The organism is Clostridium sp. UBA4395 (assembly GCF_002390995.1).
Classification (GTDB): domain Bacteria; phylum Bacillota; class Clostridia; order Clostridiales; family Clostridiaceae; genus Clostridium_J; species Clostridium_J sulfidigenes.
Genome location: NZ_DGRF01000050.1, coordinates 146749 through 165986, shown reverse-complemented (window position 1 = coordinate 165986; position 19238 = coordinate 146749). Strand labels below are relative to the sequence as shown.

The following is a 19238-nucleotide window of genomic DNA, read 5'->3' as shown; positions in this document are numbered from 1 at the left end:
GATTAACACAAGATGGAAACGGAGGAATAATAATTTTGGATGAGCAAGTAATTAGCCTTGGAGAAATTCTAGAAGTGTTAAAGAAAAGGTGGAAGATGATACTAATGGTAACTTTACTTTCTACTTTAGTATCAGGTTTGGTAAGCTTTTTCTTAATAAGTCCTAAGTATGAAGCAAGTACTAAGTTATTTATAGGTAAAGAAGCAGGAGCAGAGGCAGGTTATGATCAAAATGAAATAGCCATGTATCAAAAGTTAATGAAGACTTACTCTGAAACTATAAAAACTAGAGATTTAGTAGGTAGAGCTATAAAGGTTGCTAATAGTAAGTTAACAGAAGAAGAAGTTCTTAAAAAGCTTACAGTGGTAACTGTAGCTGATACACAAATCCTTCAAATTAAAATTGATGATAAGGATCCTAATATGGCAGTAACCTTAGTAGAGGCCATAACTAATGACTTTGTAACTACATCTAAGGTTTTGGTGCCAAATGGTAATATAAAAGTTATAGAATCAGTAAAAGTTCCAGAAATACCAGTGAGTCCTAATAAAAAAATGAATATAGCTATAGCCTTTTTATTAGGATTAATGGTAAGCGTGGGAATAAGCTTTTTACTTGAGTTTTTAGATAATACATATAAAAATAGGGAACAATTAGAAAAGGAATTAGATATTCCTGTAATAGGAACTATACCTCACACTGAGCAGTAGAAAGTTACAGCAGATAATCTTAATAGATTTTTACTTAAGGAGAGAAATTAATGTTTATAGTAGAAAAAGATCCCAGGTCTATAGCTTCAGAAAGTTATAGGACCCTAAGAACAAATTTGCAATATTCATCCTTTGATGAGGAATATAAAGTAATAGTAGTAACTAGTGCAGAACCAGGAGAAGGAAAGAGTACTACAGCAGGAAACTTAGCATTATCCATAGCTGAAGGAGATAAAAAGGTGGTACTTATAGATTGTGACTTAAGAAAACCATCACTACATAAAAAATTTGAAATATCTAATACTGCAGGACTTTCTGATGTAATAGTTGGGAAAGAGAGCATTTCGATAGTAGGTCATAGATATAATAATAATCTTACTGTATTGACCTCAGGTAAGATTCCACCTAATCCATCTGAGATGTTAGGTTCAAAATCTATGAAAGCTCTCATAGATGCCTTAAAAAAGGTTTTTGATTATGTAATATTAGATACGCCACCAGTACAAGCCGTTACTGACGCGCAAATACTATCTACTAGAGCCGATGGAACATTACTTGTCATTAGAGCAGAAAAAACAAAAAAAGATTCTGTTGTAAATTCTATTAATCTTTTAAAAAAGGTTAATGCAAATATCATCGGTACCATATTAAATGGAGTAGACACTAAAAGAAATACCTATTATTACTATTATGGTGATAAATAATGTATAAAATTTCACTTAAAGGTTGGAGGAGTGCTTATGATAGATTTTCATAGCCATATACTTCATGGAGTGGATGATGGATCTAAAGATGAAGATATGACTGTAGACATGCTTAAATTAGCAAAAAAGTCAGGAACCACAGGAATTGTTGCCACTCCCCATTTTTTTAGGGGTAGGTTTCAAGTACCTTATAAAGAAATTAAAAAAGAAGTAGCTAAATTGAAAATTTTAGCTAAAAATAAGGATATAGATATAGAAATATATTGTGGGCAAGAGGTTTACTATACTAGTAGAATTCTAGAAAGCTTTCAATGTGGTGATATAGGTACCATAGAAAACAGTAGATATATGTTAATAGAATTTCCTTTAAGAGAGTTTTCTGTGGATGAAGTTATAAATGACATCTATGAACTTCAATTAAAGGGAGTTGTACCTATCATCGCTCATCCTGAGCGGTATAAAAAGTTTATAGAAGCCCCTCAACTTATAAATAAGTTTATTGAAGAGGGTTTTTTATTTCAACTAAACACAGGGAGCATAACAGGAGATTTTGGTGGTGGAGTTAAAAAGACTGCTAAATTATTTGTAAAACATAAAATATATAGCACTATAGGTTCCGATGGTCATAGGTCCCAAGTTAGAACCACAGATATGACAGCAGGGATAAAAGCTATAGAAAAAATAAACCCTGGATATGTAAGGGAGATGGAGAACATTTCTCAGGAAATCTTAATGAACAATAAGGTTGAATTTCGAGGAGAAAGAATTAGAAAACAAGGTGGGATTTTTAATATATTTAGAAGATAAATTGAACAATGTTCAATGTACATAAATTTAAACTGGGTGTATCGGTTATATAAAAGTCGGGAAATTGGGGGAACTTTTTAGAATCGATAGGGGTTAAATAAAATTCGACATAAATAACTTAAATTTAAAGGGAATTATGAACTGTAGTCTGTACTTGGGCGCTTGGACTACAGGGAGTTAGTAGCGCAACCCACCTTTATCTTGCTAATTCGGGGTAACTATAAGTTTGAAGGGGAAATTTATGGAATATGAGTTAGTAAAAGATAGCGGTGGGTTATTTTTATCTGGTTTTATAAATTAAGAATTGGTGGGCAGTCTTAATTAGTGGTTAATATAAAGATAAAGTTTTAGGGGGAGTTAGTGTGGAAAGATTAAATCTTGCAGAAGAACATTTAGAAATTGTAGATAGCGGTATACAGAAAAAATACTCATATAAACTATTAAAAAGGTTTTTGGATATTGCGTTAAGCGTAACTTTAATTGGATTAACTAGTCCAATTATTATACTAGCGTTAATAATAGTTTATCTTCAAGATTTTAATAATCCAGTATTTATACAAAAGCGTGTAGGAATAGGGAATAGAGAATTTAAAATGTATAAAATTAGATCAATGATTAAGAATGCAGAGAGTGAAGGTGCAAAGTGGGCAGATATTAATGATTGTAGAATAACTAAATTTGGAAAATTTGCAAGAAAAACAAGAATTGATGAACTTCCACAATTATTTAATATTATTAAAGGAGATATGAGTTTAATAGGACCAAGACCAGAGAGAGAGATTTTTTATAGAAAATTTGAAAAAGATATACCAAATTTTAGAGATAGATTAAAGGTGAAACCTGGACTTACAGGATGGGCGCAGGTAAATGGTGGATATGATATTGGTCCTAGTGAAAAGTTAGAATTGGATTTGTATTATATTGAAAACTTAGGATTTAAAATTGAAGGTAAAATATTTATAAAAACTATAAAGGTTATATTAACAGGATTAGGTGCTAGATAATGTGATAAATTAATTAATACAGATTAATAACATTATTATAAAATATCAGATAAAATGGCATTATAATTTAGATAGATAATAATTATATATAAATTACTTGTAAGATTGGAGGGGGTTTCATGAAAAAAGTAGCGTTAATAAGTTTTTCAAACAATTTCGACATGCAGCAGTCTTTATATAATCTATATTATGATTTAAAAAAGTGTAATTTAGAAGTGATTACGCTAGGAAGTAACAACCTAAAGGTTAGTATAGACAAAAGTAATGACAATAAGTTGTTTAATGTTCCGATTAGACCTGGAATTGAATTAAAAACATTTAATTTTAGAGAAATATTTAGAATAGTAAATATGTTGTCAAAAGTAGATTTAATTTATTTTTTTAGCTCACATACATGGAATATATTAATAATTAAATTGTTAATGAATAAAATTAAAATTATTCATACAATACATGATGCTTTTCCACATGAAGGTGAAAAGCAAACAAAAAATGTAGTTATGTATAACAGATATATATGTAACAATGTTAAATATATAGTTTTACATAATAAAAAATATATCGAGTCATTCAAAAAACATTATAAGTTTAAAGGAGAAATTATTTATTCACCATTATGGAGAACATGGAGTGATTTCAAAAAAAAGAATGAATGCAAAAATAATGTTTTATTTTTGGGAAGAGTTAATCCATATAAAGGTATAGGATATATTAAAATACTAGCAGAAAAAATGCCAGAAATTGAGTTTAATATAGTCGGTAAGTTTTCAAATGAGGTAATAAATTTAAAAAGTGAGTTAATCAATGTAAAAAATGTTAATATTATAGATAAATATGTATCGGAAAATGAAATGTTGGATGTAATTGATAAAAATGATATTATTATTTTACCATATAAATCGGCTACACAATCTGGTGTAGTTATTGATGCATATAGAAATTCAACTCCAGTTGTAGCATTTAAGGTTGGTGCGATAGAAGAACAAGTAAAAAATAACATAACGGGATACTTGGTTAATGCAGGAAATATCAACGATTTTTCAAAATGCATATATAAATATTTCAATTTGAAAGATACAGAGAGATATGATATGCAGTTAAATTGTTGGAAATTTGGTAGAAATAATTGTTCTACTAGTTTAATTGTAAATGCAATTATTAAACTGATAGAATAGATTTATAGTTGTAGGAGAATAGGATGAAAATTATAATATGTATTTTAAATTATCACCAAGTTGAACTTGTGAAAAAATTATTAACTGATTTAATTTCTCAAAAAATTAGTAATTGTTATATATATATCGGGGATGTACAACCATCATACGATGAAGAAAAGAATATAAATAAATATATAGAAAATATAGGTGGTAAAAATGTTATTAATTATTTTACTATAGATAAAAATTTAGGATATGCTTGTGGAAATAACTTAATAATAAAAAAAGCTATGATGCATATTGATAATATTGATTATGTAGTAATATGCAATCCGGATATAAGAGTGCAAAATGAGAATTTATTAAGCGATTTATTAAAAAAAATGAAATGTATTAACGATTGTGCAATAATTGGACCTAAAGTAATTACACCTTCCAATAGACAACAAGGCCCTTATTTGGAACCAAACATTAAATTATATATTCTAAAACATTTTCTTCCTTTTTTATGGTATCCATTTTGGTTGATTAGAGAAAGACACATATCAAAAATTATAAATGTACAGAAGGTATGGAGAATAATAGGTGCATTTATGATTATAGACTTTAATGTATTTAATAGGATACAATTTTTTGATGAAAATACGTTTTTGTACTGGGAAGAAGATATATTATCACTAAAGTTGAAATCAATAAATAAACATGTCTATTTCGATCCTAGTTGTGAAATTAATCATGTACACGGGTCAAATGGGGTTAAAACAGTAAGTAGATATGATATAGAGAGTATGTCTTATTATTTCTCCTCATCTGGCGAAAATAAAATTTGGATTGAAATAGCTAAATTAAGTGTTAAATTTTATAATATGATACGTAAACATATATAAAAACTTACTAAAAGGAGGATGTTATGAAAGTTGTATTGTTAGGAGCATCACTATCCTCTGGAAACAGAGGGGTTAACGCATTAACTAAAGGAACAATAAATACACTAATTAGCGAAAAAGGTGTTAAAGATATTGTTATACTATCATATTCTACGAATGTGGAAATTACTCATTATGTTGACAATATTGAGATTAGAGAAATACCTTTTCATGCAAAAAGAAGACTCTTAGATTTAATTATGTTATCTCTAAAAATAAAAAAAGTAAGTCAATTAAAAAAAACTAAATGTACGAAATATATTTTGGAATCAGATTATATATTGGATATAAGTGAAGGAGATAGCTTCAGCGATATTTATGGTTATAAGAGATTTATCTTAAATATTATAGGAAAGAAAATTGCTATTATATCAAAGAAAAAATTGGTTATAATGCCACAGACCATAGGCCCATTTAACAATAAATTAGTGCATAAAATAGCCCAAGATATATTATGTAAGTGTAAATATATTTTTACCAGAGATATGATTAGTTTAAATTTGGCTAAAATCATGAATGAAAATAGTTCTAATATTATGTGGTCACCTGATATGGCTTTTTATATGAAACCTAAAGAAGTAGAAGAGTTACAAATTAACAAAGATAAGTATGAATTAATAGGTTTAAATATAAGTGCATTACTTTATAATGGTGGATATAATAAAAAAAATATGTTTGGGTTTAAAGTTGAATATGATATATTAATTGATGAAATTATAAAGGAAATTGCTTCAAATAAAAAAAATAAAATATTACTTATTCCACATGTTATTAGTAATATTGATATAGAAAATGATTTAGAGGTATCTATTAAAGTATATGAAAGATATAAGGATATATTAGGTGATAGAATAGAAGTGATAAATATACCATATGATGCTGATGAAATAAAATATATTATAAGTAAATGTGACTTATTTATTGGAAGTAGAATGCATGCTTGCATAGCAGCTGTTTCAACCAATATACCTACTATGCCGATAGCATATAGTAGAAAATTTATAGGTATATGGGAGTTATTAAATATGAATAAGTATGTGGCGGATCCTAGAGAACAAGATTTGAGGAGTATAGTTAGTATATTTAATATGCTATACGAGGATAAAGTCGAAATTGTAAAACAATTACAAGATAAAAATAATATTTATAAAAATTTGATTGGTGAATTATATGAAAAAATGTGTTAGTGATATAGTAAATAAATTTCTCTGTTCAGGATGTGGAGGATGTCAAGTCATATGTCCTAAAAAATGTATAGATATTAACTTGGTAAATGGTAGAAATGTAGCAATAGTGAACGAAGATTTGTGTATAGAATGCGGAATATGTTTGAAAATATGTCCTTCGGTAAGTAATTATAACCATATAAATAGTGAAGATGAAATAAATTTAAATTATTTTGGAGAAATAAAGAAATGCATGGTTGGTCATTCATCTAACAATCATATAAGAAAAAATGCTGCTTCTGGAGGAATAGTAACTAGTATTTTAAAATATGCAATAGCAAACAGAATAGTTGATGGAGTAATAACAGTAAGAGCCGATAAAAAAAAACCTATTAATAATGAGATAATTTTGGTTAAAGACTTAAGCGAGTTAATGGATACTATGGGATCAAGATATTCTCCAATATCTATGTGCTTAGGATTAAACAAGATAAAGAATATCAGTGGTAAATTTATTTTTGTAGGAAAGCCATGTGAAGTAGAAGCATTAAAAAATATTATGGAGATTGATAGGGAAATAAAAAGTAGAATTATATTTACTATTTCAATTATGTGTCATCAAAACCCTTCAATTAAAGGGACTATGGAAATATTATACAAAAACAATATACCAATGGACGAGATAAAAAGTTTAAAGTATAGGGGAAATGGATGGCCTGGCAAGTTTGAAATTATTACAAAAGATGAAGATGTGTTTCAAATGTCATACCTTGATGCTTGGGGAAAATATATATGTAAATATAGTAATATAGCATGTAGAATGTGTGCAAATCCTTTTGCAAAAAATGCAGATATTGTAGTTGGAGATCCATGGGGAGATGAGTATAAAGATGAATATTATGGAAAATCTGTATTTTTAATTAGAAGTCAAAGAGCTATGGATATAATAAATCAAATGCTTAAGAATAAGGAAATAGATGCTATAGAATGTTCAGTTAATCATATCAGCAGATTTCAACATGAACTTTTAAAAAAAATCCAGAATATTAAATATATGATAGAAGCATACAATATTTTTATTAAGAAGAATATAAATGTAATAAATATGTTTAGAAAATATAAATTTAATTTAAATGAATATATAAGAATTACTAAAAACATATTGATAATAATAAAATTCAAAAGAGGTTAATATATGAACATAGCAAAAGATTCTTTCTACATGATGTTAGGAAAAAGTTTTAAAACTTTTGGAAGCCTAGTGTTTACTATGATAATATCAAGAATATTTTCAATGAATGATTTAGGAACATATAAACAAATATTAATGATTTCTACATTAATATTTACACTTATTCCTTTAGGAATACCTACATCTATAAGTTATTATTATAGTAATTTGGATAATTTGAAAAAAAGTAAATTAATAACAAATTCTAATTTTTTTATGCTAATAGTTGGAATTATAGTCAGTGTATTTTTATTTCTCTTTAAGAATATATTGAGTGATTGGTTGAATAATAAATTTTTATATTCCAATATCATAGGGTTAATATTTTATTCATATAGTCTGATTATTTCAAGCAATATAGAAAATAGTTATATATCTAGTGGCCATTCATCATACATAGGTAGGATTAATGTAATATATTATACTATTTATTATGTTTTATGTGGAATATTTATACTTAAAACAAACAATATAAACTGTCTATTTATATTAATGGGAATACTAGAATTTATACGAAGTATTTGTTTATTTTATAAGTTTTATAAAATAAACAAATTGAAATTTATAACAGATTTTAAGTTTTTTTATCATCAGTTTTTATTTTGTATTCCTTTAGGACTATCAACTATTATTCAGACTATTAATATTGAACTTGATAAATTATTTATTTCATATAACTACACACCAACTCAGTTAGCTATTTATTCTAATGGAGCGATGAGTATACCATTTGTGAGTTTGATATCGATATCAGTAGCTAGTGTAATATTACCTATTTTAGCTAAAAAGTATAAGAATGAAGGATTTAAAGCAGTTTTAGACATATGGGGTAATTCGACACTAGTTGTGTTTAGTTTATTATCCATTGTTTATTTTAGTATAGTATATTACAGTAATGGATACATTAGTTTTATTTTTTCAGAGAAGTATATAAGTAGTTTACCTATATTTATTATATATTTAATTAAAGTTCCCCTTTCATGTACAGTATTTGGAAATATATTAATTGTAATAGGAAAAAGGAAACTTACATTATATAATATGATTTTAGCATTATTGCTAAATTGTGTTCTTAATTACATATTTATAAAATGTATAGGATTTAATGGACCAGCAATATCATCTGTTCTAATACATATAATTTTAATATACTTACAATTAAAGCAGATATCAAAAAGTACAGGCTATAAAATTTCAAACCTATTACCATTTAAGAGAATGGGTATTCAATTATTTATAACCTTTATAATAAGTCTTTTATTTTATAATATTTCTAAACTATTTAACTTAAATAGTGTATTGAATTTATTTATTTTTGGAGGATTAAATGCTATTTTTAGTTTAATTATAATTTTGTACATTAATAAAAAATTGATTATAAAATTAGAAGGTGTAATTAAATGATAAGTAAATGTTTATATAAATTATACAGATTAAAATTTTTAAGAAAAATGATAATTAAAGTTATAGCTCCTAATTGTGTAGTTCAATCTAAATCTAACTTAATTAGAAGGATATACAAGGATTATCATAATATAATTATAGGTTATGGAAGTTATGGAGGTTGTTTTAATTATAAAAATATAAATGCTAATGTGAGGATTGGGAAATACTGTTCTTTTGCGAAGAATGTATATTATTATAATGCTAATCATCCTACAAATAGTTTTACAACTCATCCTATATATTATAATCCTGAATTTGGAGTAGTAACGAAAGAAAACATAACAAGAAATAAACTAACAATAGGTAATGATGTTTGGATAGGACAAAATGTAATAATATTAGCTAATGTCACTAATATTGGCAATGGCGTAATAATAGGAGCTGGTTCAGTTGTGACTAAAAATATTCCTGACTATGCAGTTGTTGTTGGTAATCCTGCAAAGTTAATTAAATATAGATTTTCAAAAGATATAATTGATAAATTAAATAACCTAAAATGGTGGGATATTAAAAATAAAGATATTAATATATATTGTAATGAATTTTATAATATAAATAATTTTGTAAATAAATTAGGAGAAAACTATGAAAAAATTAATGATAAAAAAAGTGAAATTTAAAGATTTAATGTATTATTATCTGCTATTTTTATTTGTGTTACCAGATGATTTTTATAGATTGACTGCTATAAAAAATTTTTATCCACCTGAAAATATTATATACAAGATATTCTTTTTCCATTTTAGTTATTTGTTTACTCCGATTATACTATATGGAGTATATTTATATTGGAAGGAAAATGAATATATGCAGAGCAATATTTTTATTTTTTTAATGTGTATATTTATTAAAGATTTAATTTTAACCTTATTAGGTAACTCATATTTATTTATAAATATGAGTTGGGAACTATATGGTCAAATGTTAGTTAGTATATCTTCAGTATGTCTAATATTTTCTAAAAACAAATCATCTGATGAACTACTTAAATTTTGGGAAACATTTAGTATTATTACTATAATTACATTAATAATATCTATAATAACAGGAATTGGTACTACGGCTTGGACAGGAAATAGATATCATGCTAGTAATTTGACGTACGGTGAAACAGGTTTATTAATAGGACTATTTATAACTTACTTGCTGTGCGTAAAAGATAATCAGTACAAGTTTATATATTCTGGAATATCTTTAGTATTATTAATTGCTACTGGGTCAAGAAAAGATATTATTTATGTTTTAATTGTATATGTAATATATATTCTTAATAATGTTACCTCAATTAAAAATCTTAAAATTAAAACTACTTTTAAAAGCTTAGCGATACATTTCTTTATGGTGTTATTAGTAGGGGGGATGATAATTATTAGAGGTAATGATTTGTTGGAAAAATTAGAAGTTGAAAGAACTATGAACGCTATTAATGGTTTATTGACTGAAGGAATACATTATATAATTGAGGACAGTTCTGGTGAAGGTAGAATAGAATCAATAAAATCAGGAATTGATGTAATAAAAGATAACCCACTAGGTGTGACTTTTAGCTTTTACAATTCACAAGAAAATATGCAGCTAAAGCAATATCCAACTTTTGCGCATGTATCTGTAATATTTTACTATATTATATTGGGTCCACTTGGGATCTATATTTTTTATCAGTATATAAAAAATTATTACCATTTAAATAAAATACATAACAATTTTAAATATATATATTTATATTTTATAATTTATAATTGCATTAGTGGAGGTGCATTATTAAATTTTAAGATTTTGATAAGCAACATATTTATACTTTGGATAGGAAACAAATTAATTATAGAATCTAAAATCAAGTTAAATAAGTAATATTCTTATTTAAAAAGTTATATATAAGAAATTAAAAATATAATATTAGAAATTTATAACGTTGTAAAGAACTTATCATAGTTAAGTAGAGAATATAACCTATAAAAACCGATAATCTATGGTAGATAAAGCTATAATTTAAGGGGAGTATCAAGCACTATTAAAAAATACTTAGTAGATTGTTTTTTATATGTAACTCGGAAGAATTTGAATAATTACATTAAAATTACATATTTAGTAAAAATTAAAAAACATATATTAATGTATTTTAAATAAGATGATAGAAAATATTAGATACTTAATTTATAATATTTTCAAATTGGAAAATGGATAAACCTTATAAACTACATAAATACAATTAGAAGCAGTTGTGTTAATTAGTATCTGCAATGGAGTTATTATATAGAAAAAGATAATTGATTATATGATGAATAAAATATAGACACAGAGAAAGCTGTGAAAATATAAGAAATGTTTTAAAAATTAATTTGAATGGAGGCTTAGTACAATGAAAGTAATAATTTTAGCAGGGGGAAGTGGGACGAGGTTATGGCCATTAAGCCGTGATAGGTATCCAAAGCAATTCATTAAATTACAAGGGGATAAGCCATCATTATTTCAAGAAACGTTTAGGCGAAGTTTATTATTAGCAGATGTAGATGATATATATGTAGTTACTAATGAAAAGTATAAATTTTTGGTCATGGGAGCTGTTGAAGAATTAGGATATAAGTATAATGAAACTAATATTATTGTAGAACCTGAAGCTAAAAATACATTGCCAGCTATATATGCTGGAGTTTATGAAATAGCTAAAAAAGGTAATGATTCAGTAGTAGTTTTCCCTTCTGATCATATGATTTTAAAAGGTAAAGAGTTTGTAGATATTATTAAAGATTCTGAAGTATTAACTAAGGACTCAATAATAACTTTTGGAATAAAACCTGATGGACCTAATACTGGATATGGATATATTGCACCAGGAAAGCAAAAATTAAATGGATATGAAGTAAAAGAGTTTAAAGAAAAACCCGACTATGAAGTAGCTGTTACATATGTTAATGAGGGTTATTATTGGAATGCAGGAATATTCATATTTAATACTGAATTTTTTATTAATGAAGTAAAATTGTACGCAAAAAATATTTATGATGCATTTAAAACAAGCAGTAATATCAAAGAAGCTTTTAATAAGATTGATGAAAAGATTTCAATTGACTATGGGATTATGGAAAAGAGCAGAAATATTGCTGTAACCCCTATAGATATTGGATGGAACGATCTAGGTAGTTTTGATACCTTCTATGATGTTTTTGATAAAGATGAAAATAATAACATAGTTGATTCAGATAATATAGTTATTGATTCAAAGAATAATTATATACACTCGGAAAAGGGGAAATTAGTATCAACAGTAGGAATTGATGATTTAATTATAGTAGACAACAGGGATGCTTTACTTATTTGTAAAAAAGACCAATCGCAAAAAGTTAAAGAAATAGTGGAAACTTTAAAGTCAAGAAATGATATTAGGGCTGAATATCATGTTCAAGATTACAGACCGTGGGGTAACTATAAAGTTATTGAAGAAGAGAAAAATTCATTTAAGATTAAGCGAATTAAGGTAAGTCAAGGAAAAAAGTTAAGCTATCAGATGCATCACCATAGAAGTGAACATTGGATTGTTGTTAAAGGAATGGCTAAAGTAACTATAGATGATATAGAAAAATTATTGCCGGCTGGAGAAAGCATTTTTATAAAACCAGGACAAAAGCATAGGCTTGAGAATGAAGGGAAAACACCACTAGAAATAATTGAAGTACAGATGGGTGATTATTTAGAAGAAGATGATATAGTTAGATTTAATGATGAATATGGTAGAGAACAAAGAGTTGGCTGCAAATACTAACAATATATGATTATAAATAAATATCCTAGGAACGTTAAGTATAGCAGTAAAGTAAAAATCCAATGAGTGTAAAACGTGAATTTAGCTAGATATAATTTGATTAGTTAATAAATAAGTAAAGTCGTGAAAATATGTAAGTATATATAAATCTTGATGAAGTGGTGATGATAAAAAACTCAAAATTGAAAAAAGGAACAGAATATAACTGACTAGTTAGATATAATGAGAGAGAAATGGGTAGATAACCATTAGTTACAATAAGATTATGAGAAGTAATAACAATATAACTAGACATCATACTGGAAATTCATTTAAAATTAACTGTAAAATTAATTATACGAGGAGGAATTAAAATGAAAACTTATTTAGTTACTGGTGGAGCTGGTTTTATAGGTTCGAATTTCATTCATTATATGTTTAAAAAGAGTAATGATATTAGAATTATAAATTTAGACAAGCTTACCTATGCTGGAAATCTTGAGAATTTAAAAAATGTAGAGAATAATGCTAATTATAGTTTTATACAAGGTGATATTTGTGATAAAGATCTTGTGGGAAGATTATTTGAGAACTATGATATAGATTATGTGGTAAATTTTGCTGCAGAATCTCATGTAGATAGAAGTATAACTGAGCCTGAAATATTTGTTCAAACTAATGTTTTAGGTACTTCAGTACTCTTAAATGCGGCTAAAAAGTCTTGGGAAGTAGACGGTAAATTTAAAGAAGGTAAGAAATATCTTCAGGTTTCTACAGATGAGGTTTATGGTTCTTTAGGAAAAACAGGATTTTTTATGGAGACAACACCTCTTGACCCTCATAGCCCATATTCTTCAAGTAAGACTGGAGCAGATTTATTAGTAAAGGCTTATTATGATACATATAAAATGCCAGTTAATATTACTCGTTGTTCAAATAATTATGGTGCTTATCAGTTTCCAGAAAAGCTTATTCCTCTTATTATAAATAATTGTTTGAATAAGAAGCCTCTTCCAGTGTATGGTGATGGACTCAATATCCGTGATTGGCTTTATGTAGAAGATCATTGTAAGGCTATCGATATGGTAATTAACAACGGGAAGTTAGGTGAAGTCTATAATATCGGTGGTCATAATGAAAGAACCAATATACATATTATAAAGACAATAATATCCTACCTTCATGATAATGTAGATTCTACAATAGGTGAAAGTTTAATCACTTACGTAGCAGATAGAAAAGGTCACGATAAAAGATATGGTATTGATCCAACTAAAATTAAAGAAGAGCTTGGGTGGTATCCTGAAACTAAGTTTGAAGATGGAATTGAGATGACTATTAAGTGGTATCTTGATAATAAAGAGTGGATGAACAGTATCACCTCTGGTGAATATCAAAGTTATTATGAAAAAATGTATGAAGTTAGATAACAAAATTTAAAGGGGTGTACTTAGCAATGAAGGGAATTATACTTGCCGGAGGTTCTGGCACGAGACTCTATCCTATGACAAAGGCTATTTCCAAGCAAATTATTCCTATATATGATAAACCAATGATTTATTATCCGCTTTCGGTTTTAATGCTTGCTGGCATTAAGGATATTCTTATAATATCCACACCAAGAGATACTGAAACATTTAAAGAGTTGTTTGGAGATGGTAGTGAGATTGGTCTTAATATTCAATATGCAGTTCAAGATAAACCAAGAGGGCTTGCAGATGCTTTTATAGTAGGTGAAAGATTTATAAGCGATGATAATGTTGCTCTTGTACTTGGAGATAATATATTCTATGGTTATGGGTTTACAGAAAGGTTGAAAAATGCAGTGGAAAGAAAAGAAGGTGCTACTATATTTGGTTATCATGTAAGTAATCCGGGAGATTTTGGCGTAGTGGAATTTGACAAAAGCTTTAACGTTGTTTCCATAGAAGAAAAGCCAATAGAACCAAAATCTAACTATGCTGTTCCAGGTTTATATTTCTATGATAATGATGTAATTGAAATTGCAAAGAATTTAAAACCTTCAAAGCGTGGGGAGCTTGAGATTACTGCAGTAAATAATGAGTATTTAAAAAGAGGTAATTTAAAGGTGGAGCTCTTTGGAAGAGGTATGGCTTGGCTTGATACGGGGACTGCATCAGGACTTTTAAATGCTTCAAATTTTGTAGAGGCAGTACAAACAAGACAAGGCCTTTTTATAGCATGTATAGAAGAAATTGCTTATAGAAAAGGTTTTATAGATAGAGAACAATTACGTAAGATTGCTAATTCTATGAATAAAACAGAGTATGGACAGTATCTTCTACAACTTACTAATATGAATGAAGAAGCATTAAAAGAAGTTGCTGCTACAATGGAGGATTAAAGAATTAAAAGACTCAATTAAATAATAATCATATAAGACATGATGGAGTTTTAATATTACAATATCATGCCTTTAATTTTATGGGGGTAAATATGAAACTTCTAGTAACTGGAGGAAAAGGTCAGCTTGGATGTCAGCTTAAATACATCATAGAGAAAAATAGCTCCGATATTGGAGAACTTGATGGAAGGTTTAAAGATTGTCAATGCAAATTCATAGATTATGATGAATTAGATATAACAAATTACAATGAAGTTATATCCTTTGTTAGTTCCTTTAAACCGGATGTAATAATAAACTGTGCAGCATTTACTAATGTAGATGGCTGTGAAAGTGAAAGAGATATAGCCTTTAAAGTGAATACTATAGGACCAAGAAACCTAGCTATAGCTTGTGAAAAATATGATGCTAAACTTCTTCATGTATCTACTGATTATGTGTTTAATGGAGAAGGTACTGTTCCATTTAAGGAATATGACATTCCTCATCCAGTAAGTGTTTATGGGAAGACAAAACTTATGGGAGAACAGTATGTAAGAGAAAACTGTAACCGCTATTTTATAGTAAGAACAGCATGGCTTTATGGACAATGGGGTAATAACTTTGTTTATACCATAATGAAAGCTGCTAAAGAAAAAGGACATCTTGATGTAGTTGAAGACCAAAGAGGTAATCCTACTTATGCAGAAGACCTTGCTCATCATGTATTAAAGATTATTTTAACTGATGAGTACGGTATTTATCATTGTACAGGTAAGGGGGAATGTTCTTGGTATGATTTTGCTTGCAAAATTGTAGAGTATAGTGGTATAGAGTGCACAGTAAACCCTATAACTTCTGGTAAAATCAACAGGGCAGCTAAAAGACCAGCATATTCATCACTTGATAATATGATGCTTCGCGTAACATCCGGAGATGAAATGCGCCATTGGCAGGAAGCATTAATGAGCTTTATTAAAAAGTTGAACTCATAATAGGGATATATGGAGGTTTAGAATGGGAAAGTTTAATTTCATAGAAACAGAAATAGAAGGAGTATATATAGTAGAAACAGGAGTTTTCGGAGATAATCGAGGATATTTCATGGAAACATATAATTACAATGATTTTAAAGCTGCAGGTCTTGACATGGTATTTGTTCAAGACAATCAATCGAGTTCCAGAAAAGGAGTTCTTCGTGGGCTTCACTTTCAAAAGATTCATCCTCAAGGAAAACTTGTTAGAGTTATAAAAGGGGAAGTATTTGATGTAGCAGTAGACATAAGAAAAGATTCAAAAACCTTTGGAAAATGGGTGGGAGTTATTTTAAATGAAAAAAATAAAAAACAATTTTATATACCAGAAGGTTTTGCGCATGGATTTTTAGTTTTATCAGATGAAGCAGAGTTTTGCTATAAATGTACTGATTTTTATCATCCAGAAGATGAGGGTGGCATAGCATGGGATGATGTTGAAATAGGTATAGAATGGCCAATAGAAGGCATAGATGAAGTAATTTTATCTGATAAAGATAGTAATAGAAATAAGCTTTGTGAAATATAACATAGGAGATTGAAATATCAAGGATAAGGTTATCCTTGTAACTGGTGGTGGAGGAAGTATTGGTTCAGAGATAATTAGACAAATTACTAAATTTTCACCAAAGAAAGTTCTTATTTTAGATATATACGAAAACAATGCTTATGATTTACAAATGGAGCTTAATAGAGAATGTCCCAAGGTGTGTAAAAATGTGATAATTACTTCAGTGAGGGATTTAGTGAGAATAGATCAGGTATTTTGTCAGTATAGGCCTGATGTGGTATTTCATGCTGCTGCTCATAAGCATGTGCCTTTGATGGAAGAGAATATGGCTGATGCAATTAAAAACAACATAATAGGCACCTATAATGTTGTTAATTGCGCTCATAAGTATGGAGTAGATAAGTTTGTATTAATAAGCACAGATAAAGCTGTGAATCCTACTAATATAATGGGAGCTACTAAGAGGTTTTGTGAACTTATAGTACAAGCTTTTAATGAAGTTAGCAAAACTGATTTTGTAGCAGTGAGATTTGGAAATGTTTTAGGAAGTAATGGTTCTGTGATACCACTATTTAAAAGGCAGATTGAAAAAGGTGGCCCTGTCACAGTTACACATCCAGAGATAACTAGGTTCTTTATGACTATACCAGAAGCAGCTCAGCTTGTAATTCAAGCAGGAGGCTTTGCCGAGGGTGGAGAAATATTTGTCCTTGATATGGGTAAACCAGTGAAGATGGTGGACCTAGCTAAGGAATTAATAGCTCTTTCAGGTTATAAGCCAGAGGTTGATATAAAAATAGAGTATATAGGTCTAAGACCTGGAGAAAAACTTTATGAAGAACTACTCATGGATGAAGTTGCCTTAACTTCTACAGAACACGATAAAATATTTGTAGAAAAACCTAAAGAAGCAAATATAAACTTCATAGAATCATCTATAAAAGAATTTAAAAATGTAGAAAATATGCCTAAAGAAGAAATTATAAAATTAATGAAAGAAAAGGTTCCTACTTACTACCCTATGGGGTTAGATTACGGGGTATCCCAAATAGCTGAAATCTCGCAAACCATTGCTACGTAAACAACTAGTTAACTAGTTATATAGTTTTATTACACAGACTCTGTTCAATGAAAGAAGAATATTTATGTATTCTTCTTTTTTGCGTGATCAGCATTTATGCTGAGCCGGTAGGCTGAAAGAATTTAGCTTCCCCACCGGGGCTTGCTAATAGAAGAAACTAAAAACATAAAATATAGTGCAGTTTTTAATGAGTTTGGTTATAATATAAGTAAGTAAATATATTTTAAAATGATAGGTGAAGAACAAAATGAAGATAAAAAAAGAAATACATCATATACATGATAAAAGTTATAAGGATTTATTTTCTAATAAAGAAATTTTAATAAATATGGTTCAAAGTTTTGTTAAAAGTTCATGGGGAAAAGATATTACAAAAGATAATATTGAGTTAGTAAATAAGTCATATATTCTTTCAGACTATGAGGAGTTAGAATCTGATATAGTTTATAAGGCTACAATAGAAAATAAAGAAGTTATATTTTATATTTTGTTAGAATTTCAGTCATATGTGGATTATAGTATGCCTATAAGATTATTTTTATATATGACAGAAATTTGGAGAGAAGTTTTAAAAAACACTAAAAAAGTAGAAGTAAAAAGCAAAGACTTTAAATTACCAGCAATAGTACCTATAGTGTTATATAATGGTGAATATAAGTGGACAGTAGAGAAAAAGTTTAAAAATGTTATAAGTAAAAGTGAATTATTTGGAAATAACATAATCGATTTTGAGTATATATTAATAGATATAAATAAATATGAAAAAGAACAATTAATGGAACTAAAGAATATAGCATCAGCAGTGTTTTTATTAGATCAAAAAGTTGACATTGAAGAATTTATAAGTAGAGTTAAGGATATTGCCATAGGATTTAATACCTTAAGTGAAGAACAAAAAATCATGTTAAGGCGTTGGCTAAAGAATACTTTATCAGATGAAATTAAAGATAAATTAGGAGAAAGAATAGAAGATATTTTAATTGCAAATAAAGAGGAGGTGGCTATCATGACTTCTAACATTTCAAAGACAATAAAAGAAACTTTTGAAAAAACAAGAGAAGAAGGAATTCAAAAAGGAATAGAGGAAGGTATCGAAAAAGGCATCGAAAAAGGCGAAAAAAATAAAGCTATAGAGATAGCTAAAAACTTATTAGATATTTTAGATGATGAAACTATTTCTATGAAAACAGGCTTAACAATAGAAGAAGTAAAAAGATTAAGAGACTAGCAAATTAAAGTTAGTCTCTAATTTGTTTCTAGGAGACTTAACTTTAGTAGTAATAAGGGTTTACACCGTGAAGAACATAAGAACATAAAAACATGAAATCTAGTGCAGGTTTTAATGAGTTTGGTTATAATATAAATAAGTAGATTTAGA

17 protein-coding genes, 1 pseudogene and 1 riboswitch are annotated in these 19238 nt (G+C 27.8%); all 18 genes and pseudogenes read left to right on the top strand.

The window, feature by feature from the left end:
- Positions 1–35 precede the first annotated feature (35 nt).
- Positions 36–710, top strand: coding sequence for a YveK family protein (locus tag B2694_RS09065; protein WP_346885446.1), 675 nt, complete (start codon positions 36–38; stop codon positions 708–710).
- Positions 711–760: 50 nt separating this feature from the next.
- On the top strand, positions 761–1414 hold the full coding sequence (locus tag B2694_RS09060; RefSeq protein WP_346885445.1) for a CpsD/CapB family tyrosine-protein kinase: 654 nt from the start codon (positions 761–763) through the stop codon (positions 1412–1414).
- A 36-nt stretch (positions 1415–1450) separates the two neighbouring features.
- Positions 1451–2221: a tyrosine-protein phosphatase gene (locus B2694_RS09055; protein ID WP_346885444.1), complete on the top strand. Its 771-nt coding sequence runs from the start codon at positions 1451–1453 to the stop codon at positions 2219–2221.
- Between the two features lie 120 nt (positions 2222–2341).
- A riboswitch (cyclic di-GMP riboswitch) is annotated at positions 2342–2425 on the top strand.
- 158 nt (positions 2426–2583) lie between these two features.
- Entirely contained in the window at positions 2584–3225 is a 642-nt protein-coding gene (locus B2694_RS09050; protein WP_346885443.1) for a sugar transferase, read from the top strand.
- Between the two features lie 119 nt (positions 3226–3344).
- Positions 3345–4400 carry a glycosyltransferase gene (locus B2694_RS09045; RefSeq protein ID WP_346885442.1) on the top strand — a complete coding sequence of 352 codons (1056 nt, stop codon included), beginning with the start codon at positions 3345–3347 and terminating at the stop codon, positions 4398–4400.
- A gap of 23 nt (positions 4401–4423) precedes the next feature.
- Entirely contained in the window at positions 4424–5269 is an 846-nt protein-coding gene (locus B2694_RS09040) for a hypothetical protein (RefSeq protein ID WP_346885441.1), read from the top strand.
- 23 nt (positions 5270–5292) lie between these two features.
- Complete coding sequence (locus B2694_RS09035; RefSeq protein WP_346885440.1) at positions 5293–6495, top strand: polysaccharide pyruvyl transferase family protein; 1203 nt, start codon at positions 5293–5295, stop codon at positions 6493–6495.
- Positions 6479–7666: a Coenzyme F420 hydrogenase/dehydrogenase, beta subunit C-terminal domain gene (locus B2694_RS09030; protein WP_346885439.1), complete on the top strand. Its 1188-nt coding sequence runs from the start codon at positions 6479–6481 to the stop codon at positions 7664–7666. The genes B2694_RS09035 and B2694_RS09030 overlap by 17 nt, the downstream gene beginning before the upstream one ends.
- Positions 7667–7669: 3 nt before the next feature.
- The gene (locus B2694_RS09025; RefSeq protein ID WP_346885438.1) at positions 7670–9109 is read left to right on the top strand and encodes a polysaccharide biosynthesis C-terminal domain-containing protein; all 1440 of its coding nucleotides are present in this window, start codon (positions 7670–7672) and stop codon (positions 9107–9109) included.
- Positions 9106–9771, top strand: coding sequence for a CatB-related O-acetyltransferase (locus tag B2694_RS09020; RefSeq protein WP_346885437.1), 666 nt, complete (start codon positions 9106–9108; stop codon positions 9769–9771). Before B2694_RS09025 ends, B2694_RS09020 begins: the two co-directional genes overlap by 4 nt.
- Positions 9772–10048: 277 nt before the next feature.
- Positions 10049–11002: an O-antigen ligase family protein gene (locus B2694_RS09015; protein WP_346885436.1), complete on the top strand. Its 954-nt coding sequence runs from the start codon at positions 10049–10051 to the stop codon at positions 11000–11002.
- A 508-nt stretch (positions 11003–11510) separates the two neighbouring features.
- Positions 11511–12911, top strand: a complete 1401-nt coding sequence (locus tag B2694_RS09010; protein WP_346885435.1) for a mannose-1-phosphate guanylyltransferase/mannose-6-phosphate isomerase — start codon at positions 11511–11513, stop codon at positions 12909–12911.
- Between the two features lie 353 nt (positions 12912–13264).
- Complete coding sequence (gene rfbB, locus B2694_RS09005; RefSeq protein WP_346885434.1) at positions 13265–14320, top strand: dTDP-glucose 4,6-dehydratase; 1056 nt, start codon at positions 13265–13267, stop codon at positions 14318–14320.
- Between the two features lie 26 nt (positions 14321–14346).
- Positions 14347–15255, top strand: coding sequence for a glucose-1-phosphate thymidylyltransferase RfbA (gene rfbA, locus B2694_RS09000; RefSeq protein ID WP_346885433.1), 909 nt, complete (start codon positions 14347–14349; stop codon positions 15253–15255).
- Positions 15256–15347: 92 nt separating this feature from the next.
- Positions 15348–16229 carry a dTDP-4-dehydrorhamnose reductase gene (rfbD, locus tag B2694_RS08995; protein WP_346885432.1) on the top strand — a complete coding sequence of 294 codons (882 nt, stop codon included), beginning with the start codon at positions 15348–15350 and terminating at the stop codon, positions 16227–16229.
- Positions 16230–16251: 22 nt separating this feature from the next.
- Positions 16252–16797: a dTDP-4-dehydrorhamnose 3,5-epimerase gene (rfbC, locus tag B2694_RS08990; protein ID WP_346885431.1), complete on the top strand. Its 546-nt coding sequence runs from the start codon at positions 16252–16254 to the stop codon at positions 16795–16797.
- Between the two features lie 16 nt (positions 16798–16813).
- Positions 16814–17860, top strand: a pseudogene (locus tag B2694_RS08985) (UDP-N-acetylglucosamine 4,6-dehydratase family protein); the annotation flags it as partial.
- Between the two features lie 247 nt (positions 17861–18107).
- Positions 18108–19088, top strand: coding sequence for an Rpn family recombination-promoting nuclease/putative transposase (locus B2694_RS08980; protein WP_346878694.1), 981 nt, complete (start codon positions 18108–18110; stop codon positions 19086–19088).
- Positions 19089–19238 lie beyond the last annotated feature (150 nt).